This window comes from Flavobacterium branchiicola (assembly GCF_018383905.1).
Classification (GTDB): domain Bacteria; phylum Bacteroidota; class Bacteroidia; order Flavobacteriales; family Flavobacteriaceae; genus Flavobacterium; species Flavobacterium branchiicola.
The window spans coordinates 1-26,921 of record NZ_JAGYWA010000003.1; the positions used below are offsets into that span (position 1 = coordinate 1).

At 32.5% G+C, this 26,921-nt stretch carries 22 protein-coding genes and 1 rRNA gene; 16 read left to right on the forward strand and 7 right to left on the reverse strand.

All coding sequences use genetic code 11. From position 1 onward, the window contains the following. The first annotated feature begins 194 nt into the window (after positions 1-194). The 3 genes from rrf (at position 195) to KHA98_RS07070 (ending at position 1,705) form a co-directional block, all read left to right on the forward strand. Positions 195-304: ribosomal RNA gene (gene rrf / locus KHA98_RS07060) — 5S ribosomal RNA — on the forward strand. 501 nt (positions 305-805) lie between these two features. Continuing rightward, on the forward strand, positions 806-1,258 hold the full coding sequence (locus KHA98_RS07065) for a DUF1569 domain-containing protein (protein ID WP_213256722.1): 453 nt from the start codon (positions 806-808) through the stop codon (positions 1,256-1,258). A gap of 12 nt (positions 1,259-1,270) precedes the next feature. Beyond that, a complete protein-coding gene (locus tag KHA98_RS07070; RefSeq protein ID WP_213256724.1) occupies positions 1,271-1,705 on the forward strand; it encodes a nuclear transport factor 2 family protein in 435 nt (144 codons plus the stop codon). An 8-nt stretch (positions 1,706-1,713) separates the two neighbouring features. On the opposite strand, the gene KHA98_RS07075 is transcribed toward KHA98_RS07070, so the two are convergent. After that, positions 1,714-2,358: an endonuclease III domain-containing protein gene (locus KHA98_RS07075; RefSeq protein ID WP_213256726.1), complete on the reverse strand. Its 645-nt coding sequence runs from the start codon at positions 2,356-2,358 to the stop codon at positions 1,714-1,716. A 49-nt stretch (positions 2,359-2,407) separates the two neighbouring features. Further along, positions 2,408-3,274 (reverse strand): alpha/beta hydrolase, encoded by an 867-nt coding sequence (locus KHA98_RS07080; RefSeq protein WP_213256729.1) that lies wholly within the window; start codon positions 3,272-3,274, stop codon positions 2,408-2,410. Between the two features lie 140 nt (positions 3,275-3,414). Between KHA98_RS07080 and KHA98_RS07085 the strand changes: the two genes are divergently transcribed. The 6 genes from KHA98_RS07085 (at position 3,415) to KHA98_RS07110 (ending at position 13,074) form a co-directional block, all read left to right on the forward strand. After that, positions 3,415-4,842, forward strand: coding sequence for a glycogen synthase (locus tag KHA98_RS07085; protein ID WP_213256731.1), 1,428 nt, complete (start codon positions 3,415-3,417; stop codon positions 4,840-4,842). Further along, entirely contained in the window at positions 4,832-6,112 is a 1,281-nt protein-coding gene (locus KHA98_RS07090) for a glucose-1-phosphate adenylyltransferase (protein ID WP_213256733.1), read from the forward strand. Before KHA98_RS07085 ends, KHA98_RS07090 begins: the two co-directional genes overlap by 11 nt. Before the next feature lie 86 nt (positions 6,113-6,198). Beyond that, positions 6,199-8,103 carry a 1,4-alpha-glucan branching protein GlgB gene (glgB, locus tag KHA98_RS07095; protein WP_213256735.1) on the forward strand — a complete coding sequence of 635 codons (1,905 nt, stop codon included), beginning with the start codon at positions 6,199-6,201 and terminating at the stop codon, positions 8,101-8,103. Positions 8,104-8,303: 200 nt separating this feature from the next. After that, positions 8,304-10,703: a glycoside hydrolase family 31 protein gene (locus KHA98_RS07100; RefSeq protein WP_213256737.1), complete on the forward strand. Its 2,400-nt coding sequence runs from the start codon at positions 8,304-8,306 to the stop codon at positions 10,701-10,703. Positions 10,704-10,789: 86 nt separating this feature from the next. Further along, positions 10,790-11,602 carry a M48 family metallopeptidase gene (locus tag KHA98_RS07105; protein WP_213256739.1) on the forward strand — a complete coding sequence of 271 codons (813 nt, stop codon included), beginning with the start codon at positions 10,790-10,792 and terminating at the stop codon, positions 11,600-11,602. A gap of 155 nt (positions 11,603-11,757) precedes the next feature. Then, a complete protein-coding gene (locus tag KHA98_RS07110; RefSeq protein ID WP_213256742.1) occupies positions 11,758-13,074 on the forward strand; it encodes an MFS transporter in 1,317 nt (438 codons plus the stop codon). Positions 13,075-13,094: 20 nt separating this feature from the next. Here KHA98_RS07110 and KHA98_RS07115 read toward each other — a convergent pair whose 3' ends face one another. The 5 genes from KHA98_RS07115 to KHA98_RS07135 form a co-directional block, all read right to left on the reverse strand. Further along, positions 13,095-14,933, reverse strand: a complete 1,839-nt coding sequence (locus KHA98_RS07115; RefSeq protein ID WP_213256744.1) for a serine hydrolase — start codon at positions 14,931-14,933, stop codon at positions 13,095-13,097. A 223-nt stretch (positions 14,934-15,156) separates the two neighbouring features. Beyond that, positions 15,157-15,882 (reverse strand): head GIN domain-containing protein, encoded by a 726-nt coding sequence (locus tag KHA98_RS07120; RefSeq protein WP_213256745.1) that lies wholly within the window; start codon positions 15,880-15,882, stop codon positions 15,157-15,159. A gap of 18 nt (positions 15,883-15,900) precedes the next feature. After that, a complete protein-coding gene (locus KHA98_RS07125) occupies positions 15,901-16,962 on the reverse strand; it encodes a DUF4097 family beta strand repeat-containing protein (RefSeq protein WP_213256747.1) in 1,062 nt (353 codons plus the stop codon). Next, a complete protein-coding gene (locus KHA98_RS07130) occupies positions 16,946-17,482 on the reverse strand; it encodes an anti-sigma factor (protein ID WP_213256749.1) in 537 nt (178 codons plus the stop codon). Before KHA98_RS07130 ends, KHA98_RS07125 begins: the two co-directional genes overlap by 17 nt. Beyond that, positions 17,479-18,033 (reverse strand): RNA polymerase sigma factor, encoded by a 555-nt coding sequence (locus KHA98_RS07135; RefSeq protein ID WP_213256751.1) that lies wholly within the window; start codon positions 18,031-18,033, stop codon positions 17,479-17,481. The genes KHA98_RS07130 and KHA98_RS07135 overlap by 4 nt, the downstream gene beginning before the upstream one ends. 270 nt (positions 18,034-18,303) lie before the next feature. Between KHA98_RS07135 and KHA98_RS07140 the strand changes: the two genes are divergently transcribed. The 7 genes from KHA98_RS07140 to KHA98_RS07170 all read left to right on the forward strand — a co-directional run bounded on the left by KHA98_RS07140 (position 18,304) and on the right by KHA98_RS07170 (position 26,473). After that, positions 18,304-18,996: a hypothetical protein gene (locus KHA98_RS07140; RefSeq protein WP_213256753.1), complete on the forward strand. Its 693-nt coding sequence runs from the start codon at positions 18,304-18,306 to the stop codon at positions 18,994-18,996. 244 nt (positions 18,997-19,240) lie between these two features. Then, complete coding sequence (gene lon / locus KHA98_RS07145; protein ID WP_213256755.1) at positions 19,241-21,694, forward strand: endopeptidase La; 2,454 nt, start codon at positions 19,241-19,243, stop codon at positions 21,692-21,694. Between the two features lie 259 nt (positions 21,695-21,953). Next, positions 21,954-22,973 (forward strand): type IX secretion system protein PorQ, encoded by a 1,020-nt coding sequence (porQ, locus tag KHA98_RS07150; protein WP_213256757.1) that lies wholly within the window; start codon positions 21,954-21,956, stop codon positions 22,971-22,973. A 4-nt stretch (positions 22,974-22,977) separates the two neighbouring features. Beyond that, positions 22,978-23,583, forward strand: coding sequence for a murein L,D-transpeptidase catalytic domain-containing protein (locus KHA98_RS07155; RefSeq protein ID WP_213256759.1), 606 nt, complete (start codon positions 22,978-22,980; stop codon positions 23,581-23,583). Positions 23,584-23,688: 105 nt separating this feature from the next. Further along, entirely contained in the window at positions 23,689-24,291 is a 603-nt protein-coding gene (locus tag KHA98_RS07160; protein ID WP_213256761.1) for a murein L,D-transpeptidase catalytic domain-containing protein, read from the forward strand. Between the two features lie 44 nt (positions 24,292-24,335). Next, positions 24,336-25,028 (forward strand): (d)CMP kinase, encoded by a 693-nt coding sequence (gene cmk / locus KHA98_RS07165; RefSeq protein ID WP_213256763.1) that lies wholly within the window; start codon positions 24,336-24,338, stop codon positions 25,026-25,028. 68 nt (positions 25,029-25,096) lie between these two features. Then, entirely contained in the window at positions 25,097-26,473 is a 1,377-nt protein-coding gene (locus KHA98_RS07170; RefSeq protein ID WP_213256765.1) for a nucleoside permease, read from the forward strand. Positions 26,474-26,921 lie beyond the last annotated feature (448 nt).

Sequence of the window (26,921 nt, forward strand, 5' to 3'; positions counted from 1 at the left end):
TCATAGTCGAGTAGTACTAATAATCCGTAAGCTTATGTACACCCTTTTCTCTCCCGTCCAAAAGACGGGAGAGAAGAAACTTTCTAAATAATAAAAACCTTTCTTTATCTCAGTATGTTAAAATATTATTTTAATTATTAATTGTTAGTTATCAATTATTAATTAAAAAATTGCCCAAAGCAATTATAACTTCTTAAGGTGGTTATTGCGGCGGGGCTCACCTCTTCCCATCCCGAACAGAGTAGTTAAGCCCGCCTGCGCAGATGGTACTGCAGTTATGTGGGAGAGTATGTCGTCGCCTTTCTTTTGAAGAATCCTCATCATTTATTTGATGGGGATTTTTTGTTTTGTAAAATATTGAATTGTACTGCACTTTGTGGGAGTCCCGATAGCTATCGGGGGGTCGTCGCCTTTCTTTTAAAGAATCCTCATCATTTATTTGATGGGGATTTTTTGTTTTATTCAATATTGAATCGTACTGCGCTTTGTGGGAGCCCCGATAGCTATCGGGGGTCATCGCCTTTCTTTTTAAAAAACCTATCCAAAACGGATAGTTTTTTTGTAATTATTTTCTGTATACAAAACTTCAATTAATATGTACTTGCGTTAGTGATGGAAGCGGCATCTCCCGATTTAGAAAAACTAGGCTTTTTAGCCGTAGTTTTTGTTGATCGGGAATACAGCGGACAGCACGACCCGAAGGGAAACGCCATAATAAGAGTTTTAAAGAATATATTTCTCGTTAAAATATAATTTCAGAGTAATTTTTATATTTTTGTTTTTCTATAAAACTTTAATTTAAATTATGCAAAATATTTTTCAAAAGAAAGATTGTGATCAGTTTATTGATAGAATTAATCATTTAAAATCAGATTCTCAAGGACTTTGGGGAAAAATGTCTGTTGATCAAATGCTGGCTCATTGTAATGTGTCTTATGAAATGGTTTACGATGATATTCATCCAAAACCAAATGTTTTTTTGAAGTTTATTTTAAAGACTTTGGTTAAAAACAAGGTGGTAAGCGATAAACCTTATCCACAGAATAACAATACTGCACCTCAATTTATAATAAAAGGAAATCGGGATTTTGAAGTTGAAAAGAAAAGACTAATTGCTTACATAAATAAAACACAAGAATTAGGGAAAATTGAGTTTGAAGGCAAGAGCTCGCATTCTTTTGGAAATCTGACTTCTCAGGAATGGAATAATATGTTTGCTAAACATTTAGATCATCATTTATCTCAATTTGGTGTTTAATAATTTAAGACTATGAAAATATATTTAATTTTTGCTTTTTTACTTTTAGGATTGTCAGCAAATGCACAAAAGCAGGAAGTTCAGAAAACTATTGAAATTTTTTTTGAAGGATTTCACCAAAAAGATTCAATTAAAATAAAATCAGTATGTTCTGACGCTATTATTTTGCAATCAATTAGTGAGAGTGCAATAAAAGGAAATAAACTGTCTGACGAAAAAGCCAGTACTTTTTATAAATCCATTGCTTCAATCCCTGCAAATATGAAATTTAAAGAGAAAATTCTAAGTTATTCTATTCAAATTGATGGAATTATGGCTCATGTTTGGGCTCCGTATGAATTTTACTTAAATGATAAGTTGAGTCATTCGGGAGTGAATACTTTTACTTTGTTTAAAGAGAAAGATTCCTGGAAAATTATTTATTTAATTGATACTCGCAGAAAATAAGTTTTAGTTTAAGCGACTTCTGTCGCAAAATATAGGCAAGCGTCTGCTAAAAGACATTCCTCGCATTTAGGTTTTGGTCTGCAGGTTTCTCTTCCAAGAAAAGATATTGCCATACCAATTTCCGACCAAATGTTTTTTGGTAAAACCTGCATTAAATCTTTTTCAACTTTATTTCCATCCTTGCTTTCTTTTATTATTCCAATTCTTGGAGCTACGCGAATAACGTGTAAATCTGCAATAATGCCTTCAGCAGGTTTGCCGGTTTCTCTTAAAATTACGTTGGCAGATTTTCGTCCAACGCCTTTTAAAGCTGTCAATCCTTGCATTGTTAAAGGGATTAGGTCATCGTTTTGAATTGTTTTGGCAATTTCTAATATCCAGTTTGCTTTAGTTCCAAAGTTTCGAACTTTACTTATATAAGGTATAAATGTCTCATGATCTGTTTTTGATAAACTATTTAGTGTTGGAAATTTTTCAAATAATGTCGGTGCAATTTTATTAATATTGGCATCAGAATCTTGTGCAGATAAAATTACCATTACCAATAATTGATACGTATTTTGGTATTCTAAGGGATGCTTTTTTCCTTTATATTTCTCTAAAATGGGCTCTAATTTAGCTTCCCATTCATTTGATTCTCCAAATAAATCCATTTTAATTTTAATTTAAGTTAATTTTTGAAATAATGTAACTATCACAAAATTAAGCAGTTTTGATGAAATCTATTGTTTTTTTAATAACATTTTGATTTCCAAGGATTTTTCTGTGACCTAAGTGATCAGTCAAATATAAAGTTCCATTTTCTAGATTCTGATGAATGTGAATTCCTGCTTTAACAGAAACTTCAGGATCATCATTATCGTGAATGACTAAAACTGGAATTTTTACTTTCTGTGCTGCTCTATAACCAGAAAAGTCATCCATTTTCATCTGATATTTATTTTCAAAACGATTGCGTAGACGTTCGCTTATCTCTTGTTTTAACCCTAATTTTGAAATAAACTCGTCTAAAATATCCTGAACAATATCTCCACTACCAATTACAATTGCTTTTTTTACGTTCAGTCCGTCTTTAATAGCATTTAAAACAGACATTCCGCCAAGTGAATGGCCAATTGCAAACTCAAATGGGCCAAATTGTTTTTCAATCTCTATAATCGAAGCAATAAATTCAGACATAATGGTTGATTTACCTTTTGATTTTCCATGTGCGGGTGCATCAAAACTTACTGTCGAATAACCATTTTTTAAAAGTTCATCTGCTATTTTAAATAACTGGGTACCTCTTCCTGACCATCCATGAACTAATAGAACTTTTCGATCACTTGATCCGTAATTATAAGTAACAATGTTTTTGTCAATCTCTGGAACATGAATTATTTTTTGAACACTTTTAGTGTCCATCTCCAATTCTCGTTTTGGAATCTTATGTTTTATAGGTGTGGTAAATAGTTTTGCGGCATAGGATGTAACCAGTTTGGTTGAAATAAAAGCGCAAATTTTACAGGATATAATAATAAACTGTGGTATTTTTAATGATTTAGTAGGATTAGTTTCCTTTTTTGACATATTGTTTAAATTTTACTTGAGGGCTAAATTTTGCTTATTTTTTCCTAAATTTAAAAAACATAAAAGTAGCACATTAATGATTACTTAAGAAATAAAAATAAATCAGTGCTTGCTATTTAATACTGTTATAAATTTTTAGGATGGAAATATTTCATTTAAGTGCAGAATGTTACCCAATGGCAAAGGTTGGAGGTTTGGCCGATGTTGTTGGTGCATTACCTAAGTATCAGACAAATGCCGGTCATCAGGTAAGGGTTGTTGTTCCGTGTTATGACACAAAATTTAGAAAAGAAAATGATTTTGAGTGCGTTCACTGGGGAAATGTGAAATTGGGAAATTTTGATTTTCCGTTTAGCGTTTTAAAAGAGACTTCTAATAAACTTGGATATGAATTATACCTGATAGAAATCAAGGAATTATTTGATCGACCAAATGTTTATGGATACGAAGATGATATTGAACGTTTTTTGTCTTTTCAGATTGCAAGTTTAGACTGGATTATGGCTCGCAATACAATTCCGGAAATTATAAATTGTCATGATCATCATACGGGTGTTGTTCCTTTTATGATAAAATATGCTTACAAATACGAAAGTTTGCGAAATGTAAAAACTGCAATCACTATTCATAACGGCTTATATCAGGGCTGGTTTGGTTTTGATAAACTGCATTATTTGCCAGAATTTGATTTGATTCATGTTGGTTTTTTAGAATGGAATCATTCGATTAATTCATTGGCGGTGGGAGTAAAGTGTGCACAGGCTGTAACAACTGTTTCTCCAAGTTATCTGAATGAGATTAATTATGCAGCAAACGGATTAGAATCCCTTTTTAATTCGGTTCGAAATAAATCAAAAGGAATTTTAAACGGAATTGATATCGAAGTCTGGGATCCGTCTACAGATAAAATGATTGAGCACCATTATTCTATAGAAACTTTTGAAAGTGGAAAGCAAAAAAATAAAGAAAAGCTTTGTGAACAATTTGAATTAGATTCAACAAAACCATTATTTAGTTTTATTGGGCGATTATTTGAAGAAAAAGGTGGTGATTTATTACCACAAGCTTCTGCATTGGCATTATCTGAAAATTTCGAAAATATTAATATCTTGATTTTAGGATCAGGAAATACGGAGATAGAGAAGCAGTTGACACAATTGCGTGATGATTATAAAGGGAACTACAATGTTTTTATTGGTTATAATGAAGATTTAGCACATTTAATTTACGCCGGATCAGATTATATTTTAATGCCTTCAAGAGTTGAGCCATGCGGTTTGAATCAAATGTATGCTATGCGATATGGTACCGTTCCGATTGTTAGGAGAACAGGTGGACTGAGAGATACAGTGACTGATTTTGGTGATGAAGGAAACGGCGTTTGCCACGATCAGGCTTCGGTTGGGGATATTTGTTATTCGATAAATCGTGCAGTGAAATTATACCATGATAAAATAAATTTCAATAAAGTTTTAAAAAGAGGAATGTCAGCAGATCATTCCTGGGAAAGAGTGTGCCAAGAATATATCGAGATATACAACCTAATAATTGAGAAAAATGAAATTTAAAAAGAAAAATGTAGTTGCTATTATTTTAGGAGGAGGACAAGGATCACGTTTGTTTCCGTTAACAGAAACCAGATCAAAACCTGCAGTACCAATTGGTGGAAAATACCGTTTAGTAGATATTCCTATTTCAAATTGTATCAATTCTGATATTTTTAAAATATTTGTTTTGACCCAGTTTAATTCTGCATCGTTAAATGCACACATTAAGAACACTTTTAATTTTAGTATTTTCAGTCAGTCGTTTGTTGATATTTTAGCGGCCGAACAAACTCCGGATAATCCGACCTGGTTTCAGGGAACTGCAGATGCAGTACGACAATGTATGTCTCACTTTTTGAAACATGATTTTGACCATGCTTTAATTCTGTCAGGGGACCAGTTGTATCAAATGGATTTTAATGAAATGCTTGAAGCACATATTGCCGCTGACGCTGAAATTTCTATTGCAACTTTACCTGTAAATGCTAAAGATGCACCTGAATTTGGAATTTTAAAAACCAATCATGAAAGTGTTATTGAAGCTTTTATTGAAAAACCAGATGCTTCTTTATTGCCGCAATGGGAATCTGATGTTAGTGAGCAAATGCAGGAAAAAGGTAAAAAATACCTGGCTTCAATGGGAATTTATATTTTTAATAAATCACTGTTGGAAGAATTAATGGCAAATCCGGATACAAAAGATTTTGGAAAAGAGATTATTCCGCAAGCTGTTGGTAAACATAAAATACTGAGTTATCAATATGAGGGATATTGGACAGATATTGGAAATATTGAATCCTTTTTTGAAGCAAATATTGGCTTAACAGATGATATTCCAGAGTTTAATTTGTTTGATAACGATAATAAGATTTTTACAAGACCAAGATTATTACCGCCATCAAAATTTAGAAATTCCATTATTAACCAATCATTAATTTCTGAGGGTTGTATTATCAATGCGAAAGAAATTAAAAGTTCAGTAATTGGCATTCGTTCCAGAATTGGTACAGGTACTGTTCTTGAAAACTGTTATGTGATGGGGAATGATTTCTATCAGGATTTGGACGAATTGAATCATGAAGCAAGTGTCAATAAAATTCACGTTGGAATTGGTGAAAATTGCTTTATAAAAAATGTTTTAGTTGATAAAAATGTACGAATAGGAAATAATGTACATATAAATGGAGGAAAACATTTAGATAATTTTACCAATGAATTATATAGTATTAAAGATGGAATTGTTGTGATTAAAAAAGGAGTTATTCTTTCGGATAATTTTAGAATTGAATAATTTTTTAAATTCCAATAGAAAAATTCCAAATTTCAATTCAAAAAAAAACAAATCCCAAGTTTCAATTGTTGCCTTAAAAACCAAATATGACAAAAGTAATTACGCATTCTCTATTTACTGATTTTGATATCGATTTATTCAAAGCAGGAAAACATTTCAAACTATATGAAAAGTTAGGAGCGCATTTAATTGAAGTGAATGGAGTGAAAGGTGTTTATTTTGCTGTTTGGGCTCCCACAGCAAAGACAGTTTCTGTGGTGGGCGATTTTAATTATTGGGTACAAGGAGAACATCAGCTTCAGGTTCGATGGGATTCTTCCGGAATTTGGGAGGGATTTATTCCTGGTATTTCGAAAGGCATGCTTTATAAATATAAAATAGAGTCGAATATAAATGGAGTTGTAACAGAGAAAGCTGATCCATTTGCTTTATACTGTGAAAAGCCACCTCATACCGCTTCTGTTGTATGGGATTTGGATTATAATTGGAAAGACAAGAACTGGATGGAATCCCGTCATGAAACAAATTCTTTAGATAAACCTTATTCAGTTTATGAAGTGCATTTGGGATCATGGAAACGTGGCGAAAATAATCGTTTTCTAAGCTATTTAGAATTAGCAGATGATTTGGTAAAATATGTGACAGAAACTGGTTTTACACATGTGGAATTTATGCCGATTATGGAGTATCCTTATGATCCCTCGTGGGGATATCAATTAACAGGTTATTTTGCGCCAACTTCCCGTTTTGGAAAACCTCAGGATTTTATGGTTTTGGTAGATAAACTGCATCAGGCTGGTATTGGAGTTATTTTAGACTGGGTTCCGTCTCATTTTCCTGATGATGCACATGGCTTAGGTTTCTTTGATGGTTCTCATTTATATGAACATCCGGATCGTAGAAAGGGCTATCATCCTGATTGGAAAAGTTTGGTTTTTAATTATGGTCGAAATGAAGTACGTGCTTTTTTAATTAGTAATGCTGTTTTTTGGCTTCAAAATTATCATGCTGACGGATTGAGAGTTGATGCTGTAGCTTCGATGTTGTATCTTGATTATTCCAGAAATGATGGTGAATGGGAACCTAATATTTATGGCGGAAGAGAAAATTTAGAAACCATAAGTTTTCTTAAAGAATTCAATGAAGTAATCTATGCTAATTTTGATGGAGTTCAAACTATTGCTGAAGAAAGTACATCATTTCCAATGGTATCAAGACCAACATTTACTGGTGGTTTAGGTTTCGGTATGAAATGGATGATGGGCTGGATGCACGATACTTTAAAATACTTTCAGAAAGAAACTGTGTATAGAAAATACCATCAGAATGATTTGACTTTTTCGATGACTTATGCTTTTACGGAAAATTTTATGCTTCCGTTTTCTCATGACGAAGTGGTGTACGGGAAAAAATCAATTGCAAACAAAATGCCCGGTGATGAATGGCAGAAGTTTGCCAATTTAAGATTACTTTACGGCTATATGTTCACACATCCGGGAACCAAATTATTGTTTATGGGATCTGAGTTTGGACAAGGCGACGAATGGAATTTTGAGAAAAGTTTAGACTGGCATTTACTTCAGTATGATTATCACTCGGGAATTAAAAAGATAATTACAGATTTGAATCAACTTTATAAATCTTATCCGGCATTGTATGAAAAACAATTCTCAGGGGAAGGTTTTGAGTGGATTAATTATTCTGATCATCAAAATGCTGTTATTTCGTATATCCGAAAAGGTAATGATCCGGATCAAAATGTAATTGTGGTTTGTAATTTCACTCAGATAGTTCGGGAAAATTACAGAATTGGTATTTCTCAAAAAGGAAAAATAAAAGAAATTTTTAATAGCGATGCTGAAATTTATGGTGGAAGCGGAGTAGGAAATTCTAAATCTATAAAAGTAGAATCTTCGCCGTATGACGGAAGGGATTATTCTGTAGAATTAATTTTGCCTCCTTTAAGTGTTACTGTTTTTTCTTTTGAGTAATAATTAGAGAGAATTTTTCTTAATGCTGTTTTATCAGTTTTGTGTTTTAAAATTATCGAATTATTGATTTTATGTAAACAAATTTGAAACTCATTCAGGAAAAACGTTTTCGTGAATAAACCTTTTATTCATAGTGCTTTACATAGTTTTTTTGTATGTTTGAAGTAAAGATAGAGTTCTTAAATTAAGAAAATAGCATTATGATTACAAATACATCATTAGAACATAAAGGCAATTTATTTCCGTCAAAAATAGTATCACATGAGCATGAGGGTGATTCTATTTCTTTTTACACGGATAATAATGTAATTTTAAAAGTTACGGTTCTTAGAGACAGTTTACTTCGTTTTCGTTTTACTACAAAAGGCTATTTTAGTAACGATTTTTCTTACGCAATTGATAAAACGCAATTGCATGGATACAATTTCTTACAAGTAAATGAAGACGAAAATTATTTTGAAATCAGAACAAGCAAAGTAGTCTGCAAAATTAAAAAAGCTGATGTTCGTTTGTCTATTTATGATTTAAATGATTGTCTGATTCTTCAGGATGAACTTGGATTCCATTGGGAAGAAAGTTATGAATATGGCGGAAACATTGTAAAAATGAGTAAATCCTCTAAAGATGGGGAATGTTTTTACGGTTTAGGAGACAAAGCCACTCAAATGAATTTAAAAGGCAAAAGAGTAGAAAATTTTGCTACAGATCAATATGCTTATCAAAAAGATCAGGAACCGCTTTATAAGGTAGTTCCGTTTTATATTGGTTTACATAATCAAAAATCTTATGGAGTTTTCTTCGATAATACATTTAGAACCTTTTTTGATTTTTGTCAGGAAAGAAGAAATGTAACCAGTTTTTGGGCAGAAGGAGGCGAAATGAATTATTATTTCATTTACGGGCCGCAAATGCAGGATGTTGTCACAACTTATACAGATTTGACAGGAAAACCTGAATTACCGCCACTTTGGGTATTAGGATATCATCAATGTAAATGGAGTTATTATCCGGAAAGCAAAGTAAAAGAAATCACTTCAAAATTTAGAGAACTAAAAATTCCGTGCGATGCTATTTACTTAGATATCGATTATATGGAAGGTTTTCGATGTTTTACCTGGAATAAAGAATATTTTCCAGATCCCAAAAAGATGGTCAGCGAATTAGCTGAAGATGGTTTTAAAACCATTGTTATTATCGATCCGGGAATTAAAATTGATAAAGATTATTGGGTTTATAAAGAGGCGTTGGAAAAAGGTTATTTCTGCAAAAGAGCTGATGGTCCTTATATGAAAGGAAAAGTTTGGCCGGGAGAATGTAATTTCCCGGATTATACAAATCCCGTAGTAAGAGAATGGTGGGCTGGTTTATTTAAAGAATTAATTTCAGACATTGGCGTAAAAGGAGTTTGGAACGATATGAATGAACCAGCCGTTATGGAAGTTCCAAATAAGACTTTTCCAATGGATGTTCGACATGTTTATGACGGAAATCCATGTAGTCACAGAAAAGCCCATAATATTTATGGCACACAAATGGCAAGAGCCACTTATCATGGTGTAAAACGATTTGCTTATCCAAAACGTCCTTTTGTAATTACAAGATCAGCTTACTCTGGCGCACAGCGTTACACATCGTCATGGACGGGTGATAATGTTGCAACTTGGGAACATTTGTGGATTGCCAATATTCAGGTGCAGCGAATGTCGATTTCCGGAATGGGATTTACAGGTTCTGATATTGGTGGTTTTGCCGAACAGCCAACAGGCGAATTGTATGCTCGATGGATTCAGTTAGGTGTTTTTCATCCTTTCTGCAGAACGCATTCTTCAGGAGATCATGGAAATCAGGAACCTTGGGCTTTTGATGAAGAAGTAATTAATATTACCAGAAAATTTGTTAACCTGCGTTATCAGCTTCTACCGTATTTATATACCATGTTTTGGCAATATATAGAAGAAGGCGTTCCGATGTTGAAACCTTTGGTGTATTATGATCAGGAAGATACACAAACGCATTATCGTAATGATGAATTTATCTTTGGAAACCAAATTTTAGTATGTCCAATACTTGAACCTAATGCTGTAGGTAGACGTATGTATATACCTAGAGGTGAGTGGTATAATTTTTGGACAAATGAGCTTTTTACCGGAGGTAGAGAGATTTGGATTGATACCAAATTTGATGAGATTCCTGTTTTTATAAAAGCGGGAGCTATTATTCCGAAATACCCGGTTCAGCAGTATGTTGGAGAGTTAGAATTTGATGAATTAATACTTGATGTCTATTTTAAAAAAGGCAAAGAAAATTCAGCAGTTTATGAAGACGCGCAGGATGGTTATGATTACAAGAAAGGACGTTACAGTTTTTTGTCTTTAAGAACTATCGGGAAAGAAAAAGAATTAATTATTCAGCTTCATAAAGAAGGAAAGTATATCACACCATATTCTAAATATAAAATCAATTTAATTGGTCTTCCATTTAAAGTAACTGAAATAGAAATTGACAATGAAAAAATTGAGTTTGATAAAATAAATTTTGAACAAAATAATTTCCTGATCGTTGATAAAGAGTTCAATGAGCTGCATATTGTTGGTGAATAAGTAAATTCTGATACGGTTTTTGAAAATTGTGTAAAAGTTGGTATTATTTTAGTTGTATTTTTGTTTGTGTTTAAATTTTTAAGATCATGAAAAAACAACTAATTGCGGGACTTTTTACAGCAGTTTTGGTATATAGCTGTGCAACGAACCCTATAACAGGAAAGCAGAGTTTAAATTTTGTTTCTAACAGCGAATTATTTCCCTCATCTTTTCAACAATACAATCAGTTTTTGACTGAAAATAAAGTTATTACCGGTACAGCAGATGCTAAACTGGTTGAAACGGTAGGATATAAAATTAAACTCGCTGCCGAAAAATATCTAAACTATTTAGGGCAATCGCAGTATTTAAAAGATTATCGCTGGGAATATAAATTGGTTGACAACAAAGAGGTAAATGCATGGTGTTTACCTGGAGGGAAAATTGTTGTTTATTCTGGTATTTTGCCAGTAACACAAAGCGAATCTGGTTTGGCAACAGTGATGGGACACGAAGTTTCGCATGCGCTAGCGAATCACGGTGCGCAAAGAATGTCTGCAGCACAATTACAACAAATTGGGGGAGCGGCTTTAGGAGCAGCAACAAGTGGAAAATCGGAAGCTACTCAGCAAATTTTTGCTCAGGCTTACGGAATTGGTTCTGAAGTTGGAGTGATGTTGCCTTTCAGTAGAAGTAATGAAAGTGAAGCAGATAAAATTGGATTGACATTAATGGCGATTGCTGGTTACAATCCAGATGATGCTGTTGCTTTCTGGAGCAGAATGTCTGCAAAATCAGGCGGAGCGTCAAGCCCTGAATTTATGAGTACGCACCCATCTGATGCAACAAGGATTGCCAATATTAAAGCTTTAATTCCTGAAGCTAAATCAATGGCACTTAAAGTAGGAACTATAAAATAATATTCTGATTATCAGAAGATATCATAATTCTAAGCTATTCGTTTTCGGGTAGCTTTTTTTATAGTTTATAATTTAATAATATAGGATTCGGATAATTTGTATTTGATTATGATAAAAATTAGATAAATTCGTACCGCATTAACAAAACCATTTCTATGAAAAACCTGCAAAAAGGAGATAAAAAATTATTAAATGCCTGGGCATTTTATGATTGGGCCAACTCCGTTTATACACTTACTATTGCCTCGGCAGTATTTCCAATTTTTTACGAGAAGTTATTTGCCAAAACAAACAATCATTACATTGAAGTTTTTGGACTTAATTTAAAAAATTCTGCATTAATTAGTTTTATTACTGCAGCTGCGTTTTTAGTGGTTTCTTTTATTTCACCATTATTATCGGGAATTGCTGATTATGTTGGGGATAAAAAATCCTTCATGAAATTTTTCTGTTATTTAGGCGCTCTTTCATGTATGGGATTGTATTGGTTTGATCTTGGTAATATTTATGTAGGATTGGCTTTTTACTTTCTTGGATTATTAGGATATTGGGGAAGTTTGGTTTTCTACAATTCTTACCTTCCAGACATTGCTTTTGAAGAACAACAGGATAAGATTAGTGCCAAAGGATATTCTTTGGGATATATTGGAAGTGTACTTTTATTGCTTATTAATTTAGCCATGATTATGAAACCGGAATGGTTTTATATTTCTGAACCTGATGCTTCAATGAAAGCTATGAGATATTCTTTTATAATGGTAGGAGTATGGTGGGTATTATTTAGCCAGTATGCATATTATTATTTGCCAAAAGGAAAAAAAGAAGGTGGCGAAAAATTAACTAGAGCGGTAGTATTCAACGGTTTTAAAGAGTTGAAAAAAGTTTGGGCACTATTAAAAGAGAATGTGCCATTAAGAAGATATTTGGGTGGTTTTTTTGTTTCAAGTATGGCAGTGCAAACCGTAATGTTGGTTGCTACCTATTTTGGAGCACAGGAAATTCAATGGGCATCTGAAGAAGACAGTACGATTGGTTTAATTAAATGCATTTTAATTATTCAATTGGTTGCTGTAGCTGGTGCTGTGGCGACTTCAAGAGCATCAGCAAAATTCGGAAATATTCCAACCTTAATTTTTATTAATGCTATTTGGGCTGTTTTTTGTGCTTTGGCTTATTTTATTACATTGCCAATGCATTTTTATATTATGGCTACAGTTGCCGGATTTGTAATGGGAGGAATTCAGGCCTTGTCTCGTTCGACATATTCAAAGTTATTACCGGATACAGAAGATACAGCCTCATTTTTTAGTTTTTATGACGTTGCAGAAAAAATCGGAATTGTAATCGGAATGTGCGTTTACGGAATTATTGATCAGCAAACAGGAAGTCCGCGTGCTGCAATTGTTATTCTGGCAGTTTTCTTTGTTACATCAATTTTCTTATTAAGAAGAGTACCAAAAAAGGCACTATAAAAAGTGCCTTAATAGTATATTTAAAGCCGGGCATTGATTTTTGAAATCATTTGTCTGGCATTTTCATTTTTAGGATTTAAGTCTAAAGATTTTTGATAATTGACTTTTGCCAAATCCAGCTTTCCAATAGCTTCATAAACTTCTCCCAAACTGTCATAAGCATTTGCTGATTTTGGATATTCAGAACAATTAAGGGCGAATATCTTAGCTGCACTATCATTTTGCTTTTTATTTACAAAACTATATCCTAAACTATTTAAATTTTCCTCAAAGTTATATTCAGGATATTTCAACTTCAATTTTTTAAATTTTGGTAATGCGATATCAAAAGTATTTTCGCTGAAAATTTCAATTAATTCCGTCTGCGGCGTTCTGATTTTATCTAATGGAAGTTCCAATTTTTTATCCGTATAATCAGGACGTGAAATAGTTATAGATTTTAATTGATTTTTATCCAGATTAAACTGAATGATATTGGGATAATTTTCAATTTTAAAAGAGTTGTTTCCCAAATAATACATTTCATTTTTTTCAGAATTATAGTTTTCCTTCAAAACAGGAGAATTCAGAAATAACGTATTATTTTCTTCAATTATTTTGGTTGTTCCTAATCTGTCATAACCGTATAGAATTTCAGTGTAATAGCCTTTTATGCCTTCTTTTAGGTTTTGAGGGATTTGTTTTGAATGGCTTTTTATGATTGGTTTGTTCCAATGAAGTTTCGTAATGATTTCTTTTTCAATATAAGTCATTACAGGAATGCGATTGGGTTTGTCACCATTTGCTAAAACTGCAATTCCGTTACCATTTTTCATCGTTGCCAATAAATCGCCGCCAGTTCCCGTATTGGAACCATTATGAGAAAACCATTCCAGATTTCCAAAACCTAAGCTTCTTTCCCAACCATAACTCCAGCCGCGCGCACCATTTAATGTAACAATATCAGTGACTTTTTTTGCAACAGCTTGAGAGATAATTTTATTTCCTTTTCCAGCCAAAGCTTTTTGCATTTCTATAGCAATCAAAGCTAAATCAGTAGGAGTAGACCATAAACCTGATGGAGCAACTTGTGGCGTTATCGGAATTCCGGTTCTTATTATTTGACCTTTACTATTGTGAACTTTGGCAACATTAGTCAAAAATCCGTTTTCATTGGGCTGAATCATAGTTGAGTTTTGCAATTGCAACGGATCTAATAGTGTTTCTTTTACAATTTGCGCCAACGGTTTATTGAAGTAATCTTCAAGTGCGCATTGAATAATTACATATCCGCCGCCACTATATTCCCAGTTTGTTCCTGGTTTAAATAGAAACTCAATTGGTTTTTTGGATCGCGGAAGTAATTTTCCCTGCAAACTTTCTACAATCGTCGGGATCGAATCGCCTGTGTAATAATCTTCAAAACCACCCTGACTTGTTCCTGCAGTATGTGATAATAGTTGTTTCCAGGTTACGTTCACATCTTTAGTATAATTGCTTTCCGGAAGTTTCCATCTTTTTAAATACTTTTCGATGGGATCATCTAAATTGATTAATCCTCTTTCTTCCAATATTGCGCAAACAATTGCAGTTACAGGTTTGGATATTGAAGCTGTAGAAAAAGCTGTATTTGCATCAATTTTTTCATCAGAATCAACTGCTTTTATTCCCCATTGATTGGTCCAGATTATTTGATAGTTTTCAAATACAGCAACACTTAAACCTTTTAAATTATATTTTTTCATTACTTCATTAGTACTGTTTTTCAGTTCGTTTAAAGTATTAATCTGTTCAGATAGATTCTTAGTGCTTTTCGTTGTCTGAGCAAAAGTAAGGGCACAAGAAAGCATCAGAAGGAAAATAAAAATTATCCGTCTCATTTATATTACTATTAAAATGGTTGTTGTATAAAGCGTAGAATTGGACTTTTGGGAATCCAATGTGAAATAGAGCTGTGCTATTTCTTTTCTATAAGAAGGGTTTTGTCAATTGATGGAAATTTTGACAAAATCTAAAATAAGGGTATAAAAAAGCTTCATAATAAAAGATGATTATTTTTGATTGATGATTTTAATTCCTTTTATTATGAAGCTATAAAGTAAATTATGCTTTTGAAATGCTTCCTGATCCGGAAACTTTTACATCGCGTTTTTCAGGATTTCCAGTATATTTAATATCTCCCGAACCAGAAACTCTTGCTGTTAGACTTCCGTTACAGTTTACACTAACATCACCTGAACCCGAAACACTAACATTGGCATTTTTAGATTTTAAACTGGCAGCCTGAATATCTCCCGATCCTGAAAGTTTTACCACCAGACTATCTGAATTTCCTCTTAGTTTAACATCTCCCGAACCGCTCAAATTAAACTCAAATGTGTTAGAATCAACGGCTAAATCGATATCTCCTGATCCGGATAATTTTGCTGTAAAAGTATCATTCTTGATCGGACTTTTAGCTGTAACATCTCCTGATCCGGAAAGACTTAACTCGGATATTTTTTCAAACGGAATAGTGATTTGTATCTTTTTACCCATGCTTGAACTTATATTAGTGTTTTTTCTAGTGTGAATTTTTAGAACATTGCCCTCAACTTCTACGATAATGGCAGCCAAAATATTTTGCTCTCCAGTAATTGTAATTTTTCCTTCTTTACCAGCTACTAAATTTATATCAAAAGAGCCAGTAGATTTTATTACATCATAGTCAGCTGTTGTTCTTGTTTCGGTCACAACATTCCCATTGCCTTTTATTTTTTCTGTTTGGGCGCTAGCCGAAAAGCTTATTAAAAATGCGCCAAAAATTGCTAATAGAGTTAATTTTTTCATTGGTTTGATTTTTTAAGATTATTGTTTTTTGATTAATGTTACGCTTCCGTAATTCGAATTGATAATTATTTTATTCTGACCTTTCTTTTTATTGTAGCCACTTATTCTTTTGCTGGTATTTTTAGTTTCATTTACCTGAACTTCCAGAGAGTTATCACTTTTTATACCACCATATTTTGTGTTAATGTCAAAATCAAAGGCATAATTTGAATCGTAACCAAGTGAAACATCAGAATAACCGGAATTTATATTTACATCATTTGCTTTGCTGGTAATTGTAGACACACTAATTTTACTGTAATTGGCACCAATTGTGGCACTATTTGAAAGTTCGGCAATTCCAACTGTCAGATAGTTTCCAGAACCTGTAACAGAGCTTATTTTATCAAATTTAAAATTCCCATAATTACAATCGTATTTAATGTTTTGACCATTAGAAATAACTAAATCAGTATAATTGGTATCCAGATTCAAATTCCCTGAATCATTAATTTTTAGACCGGAATAACGAGCTTCGATTAATCCGTTTTTGATGTAATCAATAGTTGAGTTTTGACAATATTGAATTTCAACTCTGTTGTTTGAATTGTTTAGTTTTCCTAACGAAACTTTACCGTATTTGCACTCAATATTGCTTGATCCTTCTAAACTGACTACAGAAATATTTCCATATTTGTTTACCAATTTGACAGTCCCGTTTTTTGGAATTTTTATTACATAGTTAATTTCAAAACTATTGCTGCTGCCTTTGCTTTTTATAGATGAATTTCCCGTCTGTGTAACTGCAGTAACCATAGATTTCAATGCTGTAATGTCAACATCTATACTATTTAATCTTTCATTTACCCAGTTTTCATTTCCTCCGGTCACTTTTATTATAATATCCAGATCAATTTTGTCTTCATCCCAGGTCGATACGGTGATATTACCATATTTGTTATCAATATCAATTCCTGCATCGGCATTTACGATATAGGTCTTTTTGATATTCTTTTGCTTCGAAATATAAGTGTCATCATTAGAGAATCCTAAAAAAGGAATCAGGATGAACAGGATTAGTATTTTACATTGTTTCTTCATTTGCTGTATTTTTTAGATTTTCGTTTTCTTCAATTCTTTGTAAAACAGTCTGCAAAAATGATATCCTTGTTTGCAGATTGCTGATCATGGCATAAATAATTTGTTTGTTTTCGCCATTTTTTTGTAATTCTGTGATAATTTTTTGATAATCAGCATCAAAAACTTTCATTTGTTTTAAAGCGTCATTAATGATTTGCTCATTCTCCGGAGAGCTTTTTTCTTTTAGTTTAACGAGTTCGTTATCAATAAGGATATTAAAAATAGAATCGGTTCGCTGTGTTTCTTTAGAGGCAAATTTGAATTCTTTCGGCTTTTCATTTTTATAAAAGACCGAAATTCCCAACATTAAGACGATAGAAGCCGCAATAGCTGTTACAAACCAGTATTTCTTTTGCTTTGGCTGTTTTGTGTTTAACTTCTTTAAAAAATCTGCCTGATGATCAGTATGCATTTCCTGAATATCCCACTGATCTTCAAATTTGTTAAATAATTGATCTAAATTGTCTTTTTCCGTTTTCATATTTCCTCTAATTTTTTTCGCAAACTATCTTTTGCTCTGCTTAACGTTGTGCGGCAGTTTGCATAACTAATATTCAAAATTTCACTTATCTCTTCCTGATCGTAACCCTCAATGTAAAAAAGTGTTAGTACCATGCGATAATTATCTTTTAGGCCTAAAATGGTATCTAAAACCTGTTTTACTTTAAGTGTATTTAGATCAATGTTTTCAGAATATAAAGGATCATTTTCTTCAATTTTGTAAAGTGATTTACTCAGATCATCAACCTGAAAGGCATTATTCTTTTTATAAAAATCAATACTATAATTGATAATTATTCTCTTTAGCCATGCCCCAAAGGCGACTTCCTGTTTGTAATCGTTTATTTTTGTAAATGCTTTCAAAAAGCCTTCCTGCATGACGTCTTGTGCAAAATGTTCGTCTTTTACAATACGGTACGCCACATTATACATGGCTTTACTGTAACGGTTGTAAATTTCAAATTGAGCCTTTTGATTATTCTCTTTACAAAGCGCGATTAATTCTTCGATATTTTGGTTAGTTATACTCAAGTAATAGTTTGCTGGTTTATTATAATGACCTTATATTTTTTGATATGTTACACTTTCTATAAAAATAATTTTATTTTTTTTCAAAATAGTATTTTTTATCAGGAGATATTTGGAATGCAAATTTTAAATATCGAAACGTATTTGTTTTAAGTAGTTGATTATTAGATGTTTTTTGATGTGTATTACTAAGAATTATTTTGTTAATAAAATAGTGAAAAATTAAGTCCTAATTTTACTACTTTTAACGCAATCAAAAACAAATCAAATACCATGAAAAAAATTAAATGCATTGCATTAATGACATTATTTGTGTCAGTCTCTTTGTTTACTTCCTGTTCAAGCGATTCAGGAAATAATGACGATTCGTCAAATCCTCAAACAGATTATTGGCCAACAGCGGTTGGTAATCAATGGGTCTTAGATCAGAACGGAACAAAATCTACGATGAAAATAATTGGTTCAGAGAAAGTAGGCGGAGATACCTATTTTAAATTCGATCAATTTGTAACTACCGGTACAAGCGGAGATGGCAGTGCCAAAGTATCTATTAAAAAAGTTAATGGAGAGTATTTTATCAAGATTGATGATATTTTATATAGTGCAAACGGAATATCTGGTAAAACAACCGGATATGAATTTGTTTTCTTTAAAGATAACTTAGAAATAAATAAAACCTGGACAGGAACTTATACACAGCAAACTACATTTGATTACCCTGGAATTCCAGTTATAAAATTAGTAGTGAAATATACAGGAACTATTTTGGCAAAAGGGGCAACTGAAACAATCAAAAGTGTTACTTATAAAGATGTTATTAAGTTTAAATTACATCAGGAAGCAACTATGGAAGGTGAAACAGCTACTTCTGCAGATGCAGAATACTGGATTGCAAAAGATGTAGGGATTGTTAAATTTATTTTTAATAATGCAAGTTCAGAGTTAGCTTCTTATAAAGTTAACTAATCATACTTTTTTAAAAGCTTAAAAAACCGAATTAACTTTCGGTTTTTTTTATGCATTTAGGTTAATTGAGAATAAATAAGCTGCAAATTAAAATTTCAAAAGTGATGCTTTTGGATTTGGCATAATGATTGTCTATTTTTACGGCCTATGTTGTAATTACAGTGTTGATTCAAATCTGTACCTTTTAGAGGACTATTTACATATAGGATTAAACTTTTAATGACAAAACGACTTATATATTATTATGTCAAATCATAAAATACTTACTATTGACAATCTGTCACTTCAGGAATTTGATTCCGAAGCAGAATTAATTCCGTTATTAACACCAGAAGACGAAGAAGAGATGAACAATGAAGAGTTACCTCTTTCATTGCCAATTTTACCTTTACGTAATACTGTTTTGTTTCCGGGTGTTGTTATTCCAATTTCTGCAGGAAGAGACAAGTCTATTAAATTGATAAATGATGCTAATGCCGGTGGAAAAATTATTGGTGTAGTGTCTCAAATTAATGAAGAAGATGAAGATCCATCTAAAGATGATGTTCATAAAATTGGTACTGTTGCCAGAATTCTTCGTGTTTTAAAAATGCCTGACGGAAATGTTACCGTTATTCTGCAAGGAAAAAAACGTTTTGAAATCGACGAAGTGGTTTCAGAAGAGCCTTATATCACTGCAACAATTAAAGAAGTTGCAGAAGATCGTCCAACAGAAGATGATACGGAGTTTACCGCTATTTTAGATTCTGTTAAAGAATTGGCTATCCAGATTATTAAGGAAAGTCCAAATATCCCATCAGAAGCTACATTTGCGATTAAAAATATTGAAAGCCAATCATTTTTGATCAATTTCGTTTCTTCCAACATGAATTTATCTGTAAAAGAAAAACAAGGTCTTTTATCAATAAATGGATTGAAAGAACGTGCTTTAGAAACTTTACGTTATATGAATGTTGAACTTCAAAAATTAGAATTGAAGAACGATATTCAGTCAAAAGTTCGTTTTGATTTAGATCAGCAACAAAGAGAATATTTCCTTCATCAGCAAATGAAAACCATTCAGGAAGAATTGGGAGGCGTTTCGCAGGAAGAAGAAATGGACGAAATGGGGCTAAAAGCAAAAACTAAAAAATGGGATGAAAAAACGCAGAAACATTTCGAAAAAGAATTGTCTAAAATGCGTCGTATGAATCCCCAGTCGCCAGATTTTGGAATTCAGCGTAATTATTTAGAGTTATTTTTAGAATTGCCTTGGGGCGAATATTCTAAAGACAAATTTGATTTAAAACATGCTCAGAAAATATTAGATAAAGATCATTTTGGACTTGATGAAGTAAAGAAAAGAATGATTGAACATTTGGCAGTGTTAAAACTGCGAAATGATATGAAGTCACCAATTATATGTTTGACAGGGCCTCCGGGAGTTGGTAAAACGTCTATTGGTCGTTCTGTTGCCGAAGCTTTAGGACGTGAATACGTTCGTATTTCACTTGGTGGTTTACGTGATGAAGCAGAAATTCGCGGACACAGAAAAACCTATATCGGTGCAATGCCAGGACGTATTATTCAGAGTTTGAAGAAAGCCGGAACATCAAATCCGGTATTTATTCTGGATGAGATAGATAAATTATCAAGCGGAAATAGTGGTGATCCGTCTTCAGCTTTATTAGAAGTTTTAGATCCGGAGCAAAACAATGCTTTTTATGATAATTTCCTTGAAATGGGATATGATTTATCTAAAGTGATGTTTATTGCGACTTCCAATAATATGGCAACCATTCAACCCGCTTTGCGTGACAGGATGGAAGTAATCAAAATGTCTGGTTACACAATTGAGGAAAAAGTAGAAATTGCAAAAAGACATCTTTTTCCAAAACAATTAGAAGCACACGGTTTAACAGCAAAAGATTTGACAATTGGTAAAAAACAATTAGAAAAAATCGTTGAAGGTTATACGCGTGAATCTGGTGTTCGTAATCTTGAAACTAAAATTGCTCAGGTAATTCGTAATGCAGCAAAATCTGTTGCGATGGAAGAGGAGTACAATAAGAAAGTTACCGATGAAGATATCGTAAAAGTTTTGGGAGTTCCGAGATTAGAGCGTGATAAATACGAAAACAATGATGTTGCTGGTGTTGTTACAGGTTTAGCCTGGACAAGTGTTGGAGGTGATATTTTGTTCATAGAATCACTGATTTCTGAAGGAAAAGGATCTTTGACCATTACAGGGAATCTTGGAAATGTCATGAAGGAATCGGCTACGATTGCTTTAGAATATATTAAGGCAAATGCCAAAAAGTTAGGTCTTGCAATTGAACTTTTCCAAAAATACAATATTCACCTGCACGTTCCGGAAGGAGCAACTCCAAAAGACGGGCCAAGTGCTGGTATTGCGATGCTTACTTCTCTGGTTTCTTTGTTAACTCAAAAGAAAGTAAAGAAAAATCTTGCCATGACTGGAGAAATTACACTTCGTGGAAAAGTATTACCAGTAGGAGGTATAAAGGAAAAAATATTAGCAGCTAAAAGAGCTGGTATTAAGGAAATTATTTTATGTCACGAGAATAAAAGTGATATTGATGAAATTAAGGCTGAGTACTTAGAAGGACTTACTTTTCATTATGTAAAAGAAATGAGTGAAGTTTTGGCCTTGGCTTTAACAGATCAAAATGTAAAAAATGCTAAACAATTGAAATAAAATTCAATTTTAAATACTTAAATTCTAAATTCCAATTTTTTGAATTCTAAATCCAATTTGACAAACATCTTGGAATTTGGACTTTGAAAATTGGAATTTTTTATTTATCCTGGATTTTTTTTATGATTTCGAAGCTGAATTTTAAGTGTGAATTATGGCATAATTGTTGATTTTAAGGTAATTATAAAAATTATTTTTTGAATTATATAATTTTATCTTTGTATTTGCGTTATTCCCACATAGGAACGTTTCCAAAAACATGTTAAAACGGTTTGTTTTATTTTTAATGTTGCTAATTTGTTCGATTTCCTTCGGGCAAATTGGAGGGCGCTACACCTATCAATTTCTCAACCTGACCTCGTCGCCAAGACAGGCAGCATTAGGAGGAAAAACAATTACGATTTATGATGAAGATGTTAATCAGGTGATGTTTAATCCTGCAGTTTTAAATGAAGATATGGACAATCATCTGGCGATGAATTACGGAAGTTATTACGGAGAGGCCTCTTATGGTACTGCATCGTATGCTTATACGTATGACAGACATGTTCAGACGTTTTATGCCGGAGTAAGTTATGTAAACTATGGTAGCTTTGAAGGTTATGATGAAAATGGGCAGGCAACTTCGGACTTTAAAGGAAGTGAAGGCGCATTAACATTGGGTTACGCATACAATGTTCCTTATACAGATTTTCATATTGGGACTAATGTCAAGTTAATAACTTCATCATTAGAAAGTTATAATTCTATTGGAGGAGCAATTGATTTAGGTTTTTTGTATGTAATTGAAAAAAATGATGTAAATTTGGCCTTAGTATTCCGTAATATTGGAACTCAATTTACTACATATTCAGGAATAAAAGAGAATTTGCCCTTTGAAATCATTGCTGGTGTTTCACAAGAATTAGAACATGTACCATTACGTTGGCATCTTTCATTAGAAAACTTGCAACAGTGGAATATTTCTTTTTCGAACCCCGTTCGTGGAGAAACCAATATTGATGGGTCAACAAGTGACGAAAAAGTTTCATTTGTAAATAATGCTTTGCGACATGTTGTTTTTGGCATGGAACTTTTCCCCAAAAAAGCATTTAATTTGCGTTTAGGATATAATTTTAGAAGAGGTGAAGAATTACGTATTAATGAACAACGCAATTTTTCAGGTGTTTCTTTAGGGTTTGGTTTAAGAATGAATAAGTTAAAGTTTAATTATTCATATTCTAGGTATACATTGGCAGCGAATACAAGTCTTTTTGGTCTAACTTTAAATTTTCAGTAATAATATGAAAATATTTACTCTGTTTTTATTCATGACTGTAGGTGTTTTTACGGGATTTAAACACTACATCTGCGAAGAAGAATCTACTATCACCGAGGTTGAATTGGAAAGAATTAATACCAGAATAGTAGATATAAAAAAAATGATTGAGATTGATCATAAATACAATTCTAAAATTGTGTTTTTGGTTGATATGAAAGTTCCGTCAGGGAAAAACCGTTTTTTTGTATATGATTTAGAAAAAAGCGAAGTAGTAGATCAGGGGCTTGTTGCTCACGGTTCTGGCTCTGAAACTGGAATTAAAGGAATGCTTAAGTTTAGTAATTTACCTAATTCAAATTGTACAGCTTTAGGCAGATATTCTATTGGTAAAACCTATAGAGGTATTTTTGGAAAAGCATACAGACTTGCCGGTTTAGAAGAAACAAATAATAATGCTTTAAAAAGAGCTATTGTCTTGCATTCTTATTCTGCAGTTCCTTATGATGAACAAAATTATTATATAAGTAATAGCCACGGATGTCCGATGGTGAATGAGGAGTTTTTTAAACGAATTGAAAAAATAATTGATAGTTCTAAGTCGAATATTCTAATGGATATTTACTACTAAAAAGAAAGATCAGCGAAAATAATTTTAAAAAGTATAAAGCTTTTTGTTGTCGGAGAAATTAAAGTTTTCGATAATAAGAAGCTTTTTTTTGGAACAGTTTTAACAATGAAGAAAACACTTTTAATTGGTTTTTTGATTCTCTTGATTTTTATTGGCTACCGAATATCAAAGAAAACAACAGATAGTTGTCTTTCTGATAAGAATAAAAGAATTGATGTTCAGGTCGATTTAATTAGAAAGATGATTAATGAAAATTCAATGTACAATAGTAAAATTGCTTTTTTGATTGATATGAAAATACCTTCAGGTAAGAATAGGTTTTTTGTATACAATTTAGAGGAAAATAAAATTATTGATAAAGGTTTAGTTGCTCATGGGTCTGGCTCAGAAACTGGAGTTCCGGGAAAGTTAAAATTTAGTAATACACCAAATTCATTAAGTACTTCATTAGGTAGTTATTATATTGGAAATGATTATAAAGGAAAGTTTGGGAAGGCTTATAAATTGTATGGTTTGGATGAGACAAATAGTAATGCTTTCAAACGAGATATTGTTTTTCATTACTATTATGATGTTCCATATAAAGAGAAAGATGGTTACATTTGCAACAGCTTTGGTTGTCCTATGGTAAGTAAAAAATACTTCGATAGGATTTCCAAAATAATAGATAACTCTGAATCAAGTATTTTGCTGAATATTTACTATTAGAAGAGGGATAAAATATAATAGAATAAAAATTTAAAAATATAAAATTGAAAAAAATCACTATTGCAATCGACGGTTTCTCGTCAACAGGAAAGAGTACTTTAGCAAAACAATTAGCAAAAGAACTTCAATATGTATATGTTGATACTGGTGCAATGTATCGCGCCGTGGCCTATTTTGCAATGCAGAATAAGTTTATTGAAACTGAATCTTTTAATGCTAAAGCTCTGGTAGAATCTTTACCAAAAATTCAACTTGAGTTTAAATATAATGGTGAGCTTGGTTTTGCTGAAATGTTTTTAAATGGTGAAAATGTAGAAAAGCAAATCAGAACTATTGAAGTTTCTAATTTTGTTAGTAAGGTTGCCGCTGTTTCTGAAGTTCGCGCTAAATTAGTGGAACAACAACAGGAAATGGGAAAAAACAAAGGTATCGTTATGGATGGTAGAGATATAGGAACTGTAGTTTTTCCAGATGCTGAACTTAAAATATTTATGACTGCAAGCGCCGAGACCCGCGCGCAAAGACGTTTTGATGAATTACAGGAAAAAGGCGATAATGTAACTTACGAAGAAGTTTTAAAAAATGTAGTAGACCGTGATCATATGGATACGCATCGTGAAGATTCTCCTTTGGTAATTGCAGACGACGCCATAGAGATAGATAATTCCTACTTAAATAAAGAGGAGCAGTTTACTGCAGTTTTAGAATTAATAAATGATGTTGTTAAAACGGTTTAATTTTTTGCAGATATTATTTTAAATGGTAGTTTTACCGCTTCATTTTATTCTAAAGACAATTTTATTATATGGGGATTAAAAACAGATTGATTATAATGAGCTTTCTTCAATTTTTTGTGTGGGGAGCGTGGCTTATAACAATAGGAAATTATTGGTTTGGCACAAAGAACTGGGAAGGAACTCAATTCGGATTAGTGTTTGGAACCATGGGAATTGCTTCTCTTTTCATGCCTACACTTACAGGTATTATTGCAGACAGATGGATTAATGCCGAAAAACTATACGGTGCACTTCATATACTTTATGCAGTTGTTTTATTTGGAATTGCACAAGTAACTACTCCAGACACTTTTATTATTGTAATGCTTTTAGCAATGTGCTGTTATATGCCAACAATTGCACTAAGTAATTCTATTTCTTATACTTCGCTTAAATTAAATAACAAAAACATTGTAAAAGATTTTCCGCCTATTCGTGTTTGGGGAACAATTGGTTTTATTGTTGCAATGTGGATTACAAATTTAAGTGGAAGTAAAGCTACTGAATATCAATTTTATATCGCAGGAGTTGGTGCCTTGATTTTAGGTGTTTACGCTTTTACATTGCCAAAATGTGAACCACAACGCTTAATTAAAGAAAATGCAACCTGGATGGAGACTTTTGGTTTAGAGTCTTTTAAATTGTTTGCTAACTATAAAATGGCTTTGTTTTTTGTTTTTTCTATGTTTTTAGGAGGAGCTCTTCAGTTAACAAACGCTTATGGAGATGTTTTCTTAGATGAGTTTAAACATTTTCCAAAATATGCAGATTCGTTTGTAATTAAATATTCGACTATTATTATGTCGATTTCTCAGGTTTCTGAGACCTTATTTATTTTAGCAATTCCTTTCTTCTTGAGACGTTTCGGGATCAAACAAGTTATGTTGATTAGTATGCTGGCTTGGGTTCTGCGTTTTGGATTATTTGCTTTCGGAGATCCTGTTGGCGGATTATGGATGATTATCCTGTCTTGTATCGTTTACGGAATGGCATTTGACTTCTTTAATATTTCAGGTTCATTATTTGTAGAAAGTAATACTGATTCTAAAATTCGTTCTTCTGCGCAAGGATTATTTATGATGATGACAAATGGAGTAGGAGCTGTTCTGGGAAGTTTAACTTCTGGTTGGGCAATTGATCGTTTCTTTACAAAATCATTTCATTCTTCAGCGGAGTTAGCTGGATTTTTACAAACAGATGCTTCTAACTCTAAAATTACTGAATTTGTAAAAAGCCAGGGGAATTCAATTTCTGCTGATGGTGTATTTGCGAATCCCGTTTTAATGAAAGACTGGCATACGATCTGGTTGTCTTTTGCGGCTTATGCATTGGTTATTGCAATTGCGTTTGCTATTTTATTTAAACATAAACATGATCCGAAAGAAATTGAGAATTTGAGTCATTAAAAGTTTTAAATATAATCTTTTTCAAAGTTTAAAATTTTAGCGAAGATTATTATACATAGTAAACCCGACAGGTTTTAAAAACCTGTTGGGTTTGTCGTTTTATATAAATAGAAATTTGGTTTTTCTAAATTTCTCATAATTATAATTCTTTATTTAAACTGGACTGAAGTCCAGCTCTACAATATATTTTGTTCCTTCGGAACTAAGAAAAGAGCTTTAGCTTGATTTATATTGTAGGGCCGGACTTCAGTCCGGTTGGCGGATGGGTTGAGTTGAATGCTATAGGTAAATCGTGTAGGTTTTAAAAGCCTGTCGGGTTTGTCGTTTCATATAAATAGAAATTTGGTTTTTCTAAATTTCTCATAATTGTAATTCTTTATTTAAACTGGACTGAAGTCCAGCTCTACAATATATTTTGTTCCTTCGGAACTAAGAAAAGAGCTTTAGT

Bases quoted from the DNA above. Each gene is read 5' to 3' on its own strand.
- KHA98_RS07170 (WP_213256765.1), top strand. From the start codon at position 25,097: ATGGGGATTAAAAACAGATTGATTATAATGAGCTTTCTTCAATTTTTT.
- KHA98_RS07100 (WP_213256737.1), top strand. From the start codon at position 8,304: ATGATTACAAATACATCATTAGAACATAAAGGCAATTTATTTCCGTCA.
- KHA98_RS07140 (WP_213256753.1), top strand. From the start codon at position 18,304: ATGAAAAAAATTAAATGCATTGCATTAATGACATTATTTGTGTCAGTC.
- KHA98_RS07070 (WP_213256724.1), top strand. From the start codon at position 1,271: ATGAAAATATATTTAATTTTTGCTTTTTTACTTTTAGGATTGTCAGCA.
- KHA98_RS07090 (WP_213256733.1), top strand. From the start codon at position 4,832: ATGAAATTTAAAAAGAAAAATGTAGTTGCTATTATTTTAGGAGGAGGA.
- KHA98_RS07115 (WP_213256744.1), bottom strand. From the start codon at position 14,933: ATGAGACGGATAATTTTTATTTTCCTTCTGATGCTTTCTTGTGCCCTT.
- KHA98_RS07085 (WP_213256731.1), top strand. From the start codon at position 3,415: ATGGAAATATTTCATTTAAGTGCAGAATGTTACCCAATGGCAAAGGTT.
- glgB (WP_213256735.1), top strand. From the start codon at position 6,199: ATGACAAAAGTAATTACGCATTCTCTATTTACTGATTTTGATATCGAT.
- KHA98_RS07155 (WP_213256759.1), top strand. From the start codon at position 22,978: ATGAAAATATTTACTCTGTTTTTATTCATGACTGTAGGTGTTTTTACG.
- KHA98_RS07160 (WP_213256761.1), top strand. From the start codon at position 23,689: ATGAAGAAAACACTTTTAATTGGTTTTTTGATTCTCTTGATTTTTATT.
- KHA98_RS07075 (WP_213256726.1), bottom strand. From the start codon at position 2,358: ATGGATTTATTTGGAGAATCAAATGAATGGGAAGCTAAATTAGAGCCC.
- porQ (WP_213256757.1), top strand. From the start codon at position 21,954: ATGTTAAAACGGTTTGTTTTATTTTTAATGTTGCTAATTTGTTCGATT.
- KHA98_RS07105 (WP_213256739.1), top strand. From the start codon at position 10,790: ATGAAAAAACAACTAATTGCGGGACTTTTTACAGCAGTTTTGGTATAT.
- KHA98_RS07065 (WP_213256722.1), top strand. From the start codon at position 806: ATGCAAAATATTTTTCAAAAGAAAGATTGTGATCAGTTTATTGATAGA.
- KHA98_RS07130 (WP_213256749.1), bottom strand. From the start codon at position 17,482: ATGAAAACGGAAAAAGACAATTTAGATCAATTATTTAACAAATTTGAA.
- KHA98_RS07120 (WP_213256745.1), bottom strand. From the start codon at position 15,882: ATGAAAAAATTAACTCTATTAGCAATTTTTGGCGCATTTTTAATAAGC.
- KHA98_RS07125 (WP_213256747.1), bottom strand. From the start codon at position 16,962: ATGAAGAAACAATGTAAAATACTAATCCTGTTCATCCTGATTCCTTTT.
- KHA98_RS07110 (WP_213256742.1), top strand. From the start codon at position 11,758: ATGAAAAACCTGCAAAAAGGAGATAAAAAATTATTAAATGCCTGGGCA.
- lon (WP_213256755.1), top strand. From the start codon at position 19,241: ATGTCAAATCATAAAATACTTACTATTGACAATCTGTCACTTCAGGAA.
- KHA98_RS07080 (WP_213256729.1), bottom strand. From the start codon at position 3,274: ATGTCAAAAAAGGAAACTAATCCTACTAAATCATTAAAAATACCACAG.